Below are 8,219 nucleotides of genomic sequence, written 5' to 3' on the forward strand. Positions count from 1 at the left end.
CGTCGCGCGGTCTCAAGGACTCACCGCTCTTCGGGGTCGCGGAGGGGCCGGTCAGCGAGGACGGGCTGCTGCCGGCCGGCCATGTGGCCGAGATCCGCAACTGGCTCGAGGCGCTCGCCGCCGACGCCATCGCCCGCAGCGCGATCGTCCACCAGACGGTCGGCGGCTCGATCCGGATCCTGACCCGGCGGATCTACCCGGTCGCCGACGCCGCCGACGAGCAGCTGATCGCCATCGGCGACCTCACCACCCTCGTCGAGCGGCAGTACGACATCGTCAACCGCCACCTGCTGACCTCGGCCACCGACGGCACGCTGCTGAGGGGCGACCTGCTCACCCGCTGGCAGGAGTTCGTCGGCAGCGGAGAGCTGATCCGCTCGCTCGAGGCGAAGGTGGGCTTCGTCCGCGAGCGCCTGGTCAATGCCATCAAGGGCAAGCCGCAGCAGGCCGAGCGGGTCGCGCTGGCGATCGAGACCGGTCTCGAGACGCTGATCGTCGAGCACGGCGAGCAGGCCGCCGCCCGGTCCGCCGCGGCGTGGCGGGCGACGCCGTACGGCGCCCAGCTGATCGACGCGGCGACCGACGACCTGTCCCGGGCCAGTCGCGACCTCCGCCGCCGAGCCGTTACGGAGATCCAGGCCTGGCAGACCGAGCTCCAGGAGCTCGTGCGCACCGAGAGCGGCGACGCGCGTGCCTCGGCCCGGTTCCTCGCGGTCGGCGTCCGCGGCCTTGCGGTCACGCTCGCAGTGGTGGTGCTCGGCGGCGACCAGCCCCCGGCGTCCGCCTCGGACTCCCTGCGCCTCGGTGCGCGCCTGCTCGAGACGGTGGTCGGCCCCGGCACGGCCGGGATGCTCCGGCAGCGCGCCCGGGTCTCGCTGGAGGACCGGATCGGCGCTTTGCTCGCCGGGGAGCGCACCCGTTACGTTGCACCGGCGGATCAATGGATGCCGACGCAGGACGCTGGTGAGCAGCTGCGGGCGGCCGCCCGCCGGGTCGACGACCTGCGGTATGCCGCCACCATGCAGAAAGGCACTGGAGGACACCTGTGACTCAGACGGATGGGGAGACGCGCGTCCTGCGTGACCTCGCCACCCGCGGCACTGCGATCGGTGCCCGGCTGCAGGGACTCGAGAGGGCGGTGGCCGCTGCGCGCGGACACCTCGACGACGCCCTGCTCGACGACACCGTGGCGACGGTCGAGCGCGCCACCGGGCGGCTGCGCCTGTCCGCGCACCACACCGTGGTCGCGATCGCCGGTGCCACCGGTTCCGGCAAGTCGTCGACGTTCAACGCTCTCACCGGCCTCGAGCTCTCCTCGACCGGCGTCCGGCGCCCGACGACGTCGTGGGCGACCGCGTGCGTGTGGGGCAACGAGGGCGCCGCGGAGGTGCTCGAATGGCTCGGCATCCCGCCCCGGCACCAGACGATGCGCGACTCGATGCTCGACACCAAGCGCGACGACAAGGCGCTCGAGGGGGTCGTGCTGATGGACCTCCCCGACCACGACTCGACCGAGCTGTCCCACCACCTCGAGGTCGACCGGCTGGTCGAGCTCGCCGACCTGCTGGTCTGGGTGCTCGACCCCCAGAAGTACGCCGACGCAGCGATCCACGACCGCTACCTCGCGCCGTACAAGACCCACGCCGGCGTCATGCTGGTGGTGCTCAACCACATCGACACCATCGCCCCTGAGAAGCGTCAGGGCATGGTCGACGACGTCAAGCGGCTCCTGGCGCTCGACGGCCTGGCCGAGGTCAAGGTCATCGCGATCAGCGCGCGCGAGGGCATCGGCGTCGAGGAGCTGCGGCAGGAGATCGCCTCGCGGGTCGAGCAGAAGCGGAGCACGACCGTCCGCGTCGAGGCCGACGTGGCTGCGGCCGCCGGCCGGCTCGACGCCGCCGGAGGCAGTGCTCCCGGTCGTGAGATCACCGCGGAGCGAGCGCGCGCCCTCGAGGACCGGGTGGCCGAGGCCGCCGGGGTGCCCACCATCGCCGCCGCCGTGGAGCGCACGATCCGCAGCCGCGCCGCGCGCGCGGTCGCGTGGCCGCCCGTCGGCCTGCTCGGACGCCTGCGTCGGCGCAACCAGAACGAGTTGCTCGCGGGCTACCGCGCCGGCTCGCAGCCGCACGCCGTCGCGGTGCAGCGGGCCGCTGTCGACAACAGCATCCGGGAGCTCGCCGACCAGACCGCTCAGGGGCTCGGCGCCCCGTGGGTCGACTCCGTCCGCCAGGCCGCGACCGGACGGCTCGAGGAGACCGACGACGCGCTCGACCGCGGGCTGACCTCCGTCGACCTCGGTGCCGACCGGCTGCCGGGCTGGGTCGGGCTGGTCCGGGTGCTGCAGATCGTGCTGCTCCTCGCCGCGATCGGCGGTGGCGCGTGGTGGGCGGTGCTCGCGGTCCAGGGCACCCACGACGACGCGCCCGAGCTGGCGGGCTTCCCGCTCCCGCCACTCGTGCTCGCGGTCGGGCTCGCGCTCGGGATCCTGCTGTGGCTCGTGTTCCGACCGCTGGTGGGGGGCGCAGCCCGCAGCCGCGGTGACGACGCGGACGAGGCGCTCCGCCAGGTCGTCGCCGACGTGCTCGCGAAGCAGGTCGTGGCGCCCGTGAACGGCGTGCTCGCGTCGTACTCCTCCTTCCGCGCGGGCATCGCCCAGGCCCAGGAGTAGCCACCAACCGTCCCCAGGGCCGCCGTCCGCCCGACGCTCTCCACAGGCCGGGTGCGGGTCCCGGCCCCTGTGTCGGCGCCCCCGCGTGAACTCCGTGGTGGCCGGTCGCGAGCGCGACCGGGGATAACGGAGGACTTGAGATGACCAACGACACCATGGTGACCGTCCAGGGCTGGCTGGGCACCGAGCCGCAGCTGCGCGAGGTCGCGGGCACGAGCGTGGCCAACTTCCGCCTCGGGTGCACGCCCCGGCGCTTCCACCGGGGCCGGCAGGAGTGGGTCGACGGCCCGACGCAGTGGTACGGCGTGAGCGCGTGGCGTGTCCTCGGCGAGCACTGCAAGCGCTCCCTGCACGTCGGCGACCCGGTGATCGTGCACGGCCGGCTGAACCAGCGCTCCTACGACCGCAACGGAGTCGAGATGACCGCTCTCGAGATCGATGCCGTGGTCGTCGGGCACGACCTGACGAGGGGAGTGGCCTCGTTCAGCAAGACGGTCGGTGCGGCGCGGCGCGACGACCGACCGCAGGAGCCGTCGACCCCGGCCGGAGCCGCCGACACCGACCCGTGGGGCTCCGCAGGAGTCGCGTCGGCACCGGCCGCGGAGGTGGCCGGCGCCGCCTGAGCCGCGTGGTGTTCGCGGTCGACCGGGCTCCGGGGCCGGTGCGGTGACCCCGCGCCGGTCCCGGTCACCCCCGGCCCGTAGGCTGAGGGATCGTGGCTGAGTATGTCTACACCCTGCGCAACGTCCGGAAGGCTCACGGCGACAAGGTCGTCCTTGACAACGTGACCCTGTCGTTCCTCCACGGAGCCAAGATCGGTGTGGTCGGCCCCAACGGAGCCGGCAAGTCGTCGCTGCTGAAGATCATGGCCGGGTTGGACCGCCCCAACAACGGTGACGCGATCCTCGACCCGGACGCGACGGTCGGCATGCTCCAGCAGGAGCCGCCGCTGAGCGAGGGCAAGACCGTCCTCGAGAACGTCGAGGAGGCCGTCGGCGAGATCAAGCACAAGCTCGACCGCTTCAACCAGATCTCCGAGGAGCTGGCCAACCCCGACGCCGACTACGACTCCCTCCTCGGCGAGATGGGTGACCTGCAGACCGACCTCGACCACGCCGGCGCGTGGGACCTCGACAGCCGCCTGGACCAGGCGATGGACGCGCTCCGCTGCCCCCCGCCGGACGCGATCGTCGACAACCTGTCCGGTGGCGAGCGCCGCCGAGTGGCGCTGTGCAAGCTGCTGCTGCAGCAGCCCGACCTGCTGCTGCTCGACGAGCCGACCAACCACCTCGACGCCGAGTCGGTCCAGTGGCTCGAGGGACACCTGAAGTCCTACCCCGGCGCCGTCCTCGCGATCACCCACGACCGCTACTTCCTCGACAACGTCGCGGAGTGGATCGCCGAGGTCGACCGCGGGCGGATCCACGGCTACGAGGGCAACTACTCCACCTACCTGGAGACCAAGAGGGAGCGCCTCAAGATCGAGGGCGCCAAGGACGCGAAGCGCGCGAAGATGCTCGAGAAGGAACTCGAGTGGGTCCGGTCCAACGCCAAGGCGCGGCAGACCAAGAGCAAGTCCCGCCTCGCGCGTTACGAAGAGCTGGCGGCCGAGGCCGAGCGCGACCGCAAGATCGACACCTCCGAGATCAACATCCCCGCCGGCCCCCGCCTGGGTGACATCGTGCTCGAGGCGAAGAAGCTGACCAAGGGCTTCGAGGACCGGGTGCTGATCGACGGACTGTCGTTCACCCTGCCCCGCGCCGGCATCGTCGGTGTGATCGGCCCCAACGGCGTCGGCAAGACCACGCTGTTCCGGATGATCACCGGCAGCGAGCAGCCCGACGCGGGCGACCTCACCGTCGGTCAGACCGTGAAGATCTCCTACGTCGACCAGAGCCGCGGCGGCATCGACCCCAAGAAGAACGTCTGGGAGGTCGTCTCCGACGGGCTCGACCACATCAAGGTCGCCAACTTCGAGATGAACTCCCGCGCCTACGTCGCCTCGTTCGGCTTCAAGGGCCCCGACCAGCAGAAGAAGGCCGGCGTTCTCTCCGGTGGAGAGCGCAACCGGCTCAACCTGGCGCTCACCCTCAAGATGGGCGGCAACCTGCTGCTGCTCGACGAGCCCACCAACGACCTGGACGTCGAGACGCTCTCCTCGCTGGAGGACGCCCTTCTCGACTTCCCGGGCTGCGCCGTGGTCACCTCGCACGACCGGTGGTTCCTCGACCGGGTCGCGACCCACATCCTGGCGTGGGAGGGCGACGACGAGAACCCCGCCAAGTGGTTCTGGTTCGAGGGCAACTTCGCGTCGTACGAGGAGAACAAGGTCGAGCGGCTCGGCGTCGAGGCCGCCCGCCCCCACCGGGTCACGCACCGCCGCCTGACGCGCGACTGACGGCATTGGATTTGCGCGAGCGTGTCGCAGACGCCGCTCGCCGCCCGGGCCTCCGCAAGCTCCGGCCCAGGGGCTCGCGTCGTGCGGCTTCGCCGCCGTGCGCCACGCTGCCGCGCTTGTTGGATTGCGCGAGCGCGTCGCAGATCGTGCTCGCCGCCCGGGCCTCCGCAAGCTCCGGCCCAGGGGCTACTTGTCCCGCAGCTCGCGTTCGGGGTGGTCGGCGATCAGTCGGTCGCTGACGGCGTCCATCACCCGGCCGAGGGTCTCGAAGTCCGCGTCGGAGACCAGGTCGACGAGGTAGTCGCGCACCCCGTTGACGTGGGTCGGCGCGACGTTGCGGAGGATCAGGTCGCCGCGCTCGGTCAGCCGGCAGACGACGCCGCGTCCGTCGACCGTCGACCCGCAGCGCGTGACCAGGCCCTCGGCCTCCATCCGCTTGACCGTGTGGGTCACCCGGCTGCGGCTGTGGGCGAGCGAGTCGGCCAGGCGGGCCATCCGCAGCTCGCGGCCCTCCGCCTCGGACAGGCGGACCAGGATCTCGTACTCCACGAGCGACAGACCGTGCCGTTGGCGCAGGTCGTCGTCCAGCCGGTCGAAGAGCAACGTCGTGCCGAGGACCAGCGCCCGCCACGAGCGCTGCTGGCGATCGTCGAGCCATCGCGGCTCGCGACGCCGCCAGGCCTCGCGGGTGGACTCCAGGTCCGGGTCACTCACCCTGGCAGTCTATGACCGCCGGGTCGCTCGGGTGGGGTAACGCTCGGGGCGTCAGCTCATCCGCTCCAGGATCATCGCCATGCCCTGACCGCCACCGACGCACATCGTGATCAGGCCGGTGGACTTGTCGTGCCAGTCGAGCGAGTTCAGCATGGTGTTCTGCAGGCGGGCGCCGGTCATGCCGAACGGGTGGCCGACCGCGATCGCCCCGCCGTTCACGTTGAGCCGGTCGAGGTCGATGCCGAGGTCCTGGTACGACGGCACGACCTGGGCCGCGAACGCCTCGTTGATCTCGACCAGGTCGATGTCGCCGATCGTCATGTTCGCGTTGGCGAGCGCCCGCTTGGTGGCCTCGACCGGGCCGAGGCCCATGATCTCGGGGGAGAGGCCGCTGACACCGGTCGAGACGATCCGCGCCAGTGGGGTGAGTCCGAGCTCGCTGGCCTTGGTGTCGGACATGATCACGACCGCGGCGGCGCCGTCGTTGAGCGGGCAGCAGTTGCCGGCGGTGACCACGCCGTCGGGCCGGAAGACCGGCTCGAGCTGGGAGATCCCCTCGTAGGTCACGCCGGCGCGAGGACCGTCGTCCTTGGCGACCACGGTGCCGTCGGCGAGGGTGACCGGGGTGATCTCCCGCTCCCAGAAGCCGCTGTTGATCTGCTGCTCGGCGAGGTTCTGCGACCGGACGGCGAACTCGTCGAGCTCCTTGCGGTCGAGGCCGCGCATCCGGGCGACGTTCTCGGCCGTCTGGCCCATCGCGATGTAGATGTCGGGGACGAGACCGTCCTCACGCGGGTCGTGCCAGTCCTGCCCGCCCTTGGCGTACTCCTCGGTGCGCTGCTGCGCATCGGCGAACAGCGGGTTCTTGGTGTTCGGGATGTGGTCGGACGTGCCGAACTGGAAGCGGGAGACCGCCTCGACGCCGGCCGAGATGAACACGTCGCCCTCGCCGGCCTTGATGGCGTGGAACGCCATCCGGGAGGTCTGCACCGAGGAGGAGCAGTAACGGGTGATGGTGGCGCCGGGGATCTCGTAGCCCATGAGCGTGGTCACGATCCGCGCCATGTTGTTGCCGGCCTCGCCGCCGGGCAGGCCGCAGCCGAGGTAGAAGTCGTCGATGTCGTTCGGGTCGAGCGCCGGGATCTTGTCGAGCGCGGCCTTCGTGATCAGCGCGGTGAGGTCGTCGGGTCGGAAGTCCTTCAGCGAACCCTTGTTCGCCCGGCCGATCGGGGTACGGGCGGCAGAAACAATGACGGCCTCGGGCATGGGGCACTCCTCGGTGAGCTCTGACTGAACCAGGCCAGACTAGTGGTGGCCGACTGGAACCTGTTGCAGTGGTGTCTCACGCCACACCCGGACCGCCGCCGACAGCACCCCGCCACGTCGTACGACGGGTTCGTGGAACGATGCCGAGCGTGCGGCACCGTTACGTCTGTCCGGTCCGGTGGGCCGACCTCGACCTGCTCGGGCACGTGAACAACGTGCGCTACGTCGACTACCTCCAGGAGGCGCGGGTCGACCTGCTGCGCGCGCACCGCTGGTCAGGGACGGAGGCGGGGGAGGAGGCGACCGAGTCGTTGGTCGACGCGATCATCGTCAGCCGGCACGAGGTCACCTACCGTGCGCCGTTGCTGTTCGGCGAGCAGCCGGTGCTGATCGAGTGCTGGGTGACCGCCCTGCGCGCCGGCTCGTTCACGCTCGCCTACGAGGTGTTCCACGAGCAGGACGACGGCAGTCGGGTCGTCTACGTCGAGGCGAGCACCGTGCTCGCGCCGTACCGCTTCGACACCGAGAGCCCGCGTCGGCTGACGGCGGAGGAGCGCGCCGCGCTCGAGGTCTACCTCGAGCCCGTGCCCCGTGAGCGCCACGACCGGGTGGTCATCGATCCCGAGCGGGCGAGCCACTACCCGGTGCAGGTGCGGTTCAGCGACGTCGACGTCTACCGCCACGTCAACAACGTCGTCTACTTCGAGTACTTCCAGGAAGCCCGGATCCGGATGTTCATGGAGCTCGGCCGCGGGATGCCACGGGCAACTGCGCTCCAGGTCGTCATCGCCCAGGCCGACGTCGACTACCTCGCGCCGATCACCCTCCGCGCCGAGCCCTACGACTGCCGGTCGCAGATCGCCCACGTCGGTCGGACCTCCCTCGTCATCGAGTCGGAGATCGCCGATGCTTCGGCAGCCGCAGCCGGTCCCGGTGGTCGCGCGCTCGCCCGGGCCCGGGTGGTGCTGGTCTTCTTCGACCCCGCGACGAACCAGCCGACCGAACCCCCCGCGGAGTACCGGGAGCGGCTGCTCCACGCCCTCGGCGCGGCGTAGCCGCGCTACTCCGCGGTCTGCGGACGTCCGAGGGACGGTGGCGGCGGCAGCGTGCCCCGCAGCCGTTTGAGCCCGCGGTGCCGCGCGACGCGTACGGCGACCGGGCTGATGCCGAGCG

At 71.2% G+C, this 8,219-nt stretch carries 6 protein-coding genes and 1 pseudogene; 5 read left to right on the forward strand and 2 right to left on the reverse strand.

Annotated features, from left to right (window positions below):
• The 4 genes and pseudogenes from H0488_RS19895 to ettA all read left to right on the forward strand — a co-directional run.
• Positions 1-1,049, forward strand: a pseudogene (locus H0488_RS19895) (ABC transporter); the annotation flags it as partial.
• The gene (locus tag H0488_RS19900) at positions 1,046-2,668 is read left to right on the forward strand and encodes a GTPase (RefSeq protein WP_312856448.1); all 1,623 of its coding nucleotides are present in this window, start codon (positions 1,046-1,048) and stop codon (positions 2,666-2,668) included. The pseudogene H0488_RS19895 and the gene H0488_RS19900, both read left to right, overlap by 4 nt.
• Positions 2,669-2,808: 140 nt before the next feature.
• Positions 2,809-3,291, forward strand: a complete 483-nt coding sequence (locus H0488_RS19905) for a single-stranded DNA-binding protein (protein ID WP_183100971.1) — start codon at positions 2,809-2,811, stop codon at positions 3,289-3,291.
• 92 nt (positions 3,292-3,383) lie between these two features.
• A complete protein-coding gene (gene ettA / locus H0488_RS19910) occupies positions 3,384-5,066 on the forward strand; it encodes an energy-dependent translational throttle protein EttA (RefSeq protein ID WP_183100972.1) in 1,683 nt (560 codons plus the stop codon).
• 186 nt (positions 5,067-5,252) lie between these two features.
• On the opposite strand, the gene H0488_RS19915 is transcribed toward ettA, so the two are convergent.
• Both H0488_RS19915 and H0488_RS19920 read right to left on the reverse strand, forming a co-directional pair.
• On the reverse strand, positions 5,253-5,780 hold the full coding sequence (locus H0488_RS19915; RefSeq protein ID WP_312856449.1) for a MarR family winged helix-turn-helix transcriptional regulator: 528 nt from the start codon (positions 5,778-5,780) through the stop codon (positions 5,253-5,255).
• Between the two features lie 51 nt (positions 5,781-5,831).
• The gene (locus H0488_RS19920) at positions 5,832-7,046 is read right to left on the reverse strand and encodes an acetyl-CoA C-acetyltransferase (protein ID WP_183100973.1); all 1,215 of its coding nucleotides are present in this window, start codon (positions 7,044-7,046) and stop codon (positions 5,832-5,834) included.
• A 149-nt stretch (positions 7,047-7,195) separates the two neighbouring features.
• Here H0488_RS19920 and H0488_RS19925 point away from each other — a divergent pair, with 149 nt between their 5' ends.
• Positions 7,196-8,101, forward strand: a complete 906-nt coding sequence (locus tag H0488_RS19925; protein WP_183100974.1) for an acyl-CoA thioesterase — start codon at positions 7,196-7,198, stop codon at positions 8,099-8,101.
• Positions 8,102-8,219: the final 118 nt, after the last annotated feature.

The organism is Nocardioides pelophilus (genome assembly GCF_014180685.1).
In the GTDB taxonomy this organism is placed as follows: domain Bacteria; phylum Actinomycetota; class Actinomycetes; order Propionibacteriales; family Nocardioidaceae; genus Nocardioides; species Nocardioides pelophilus.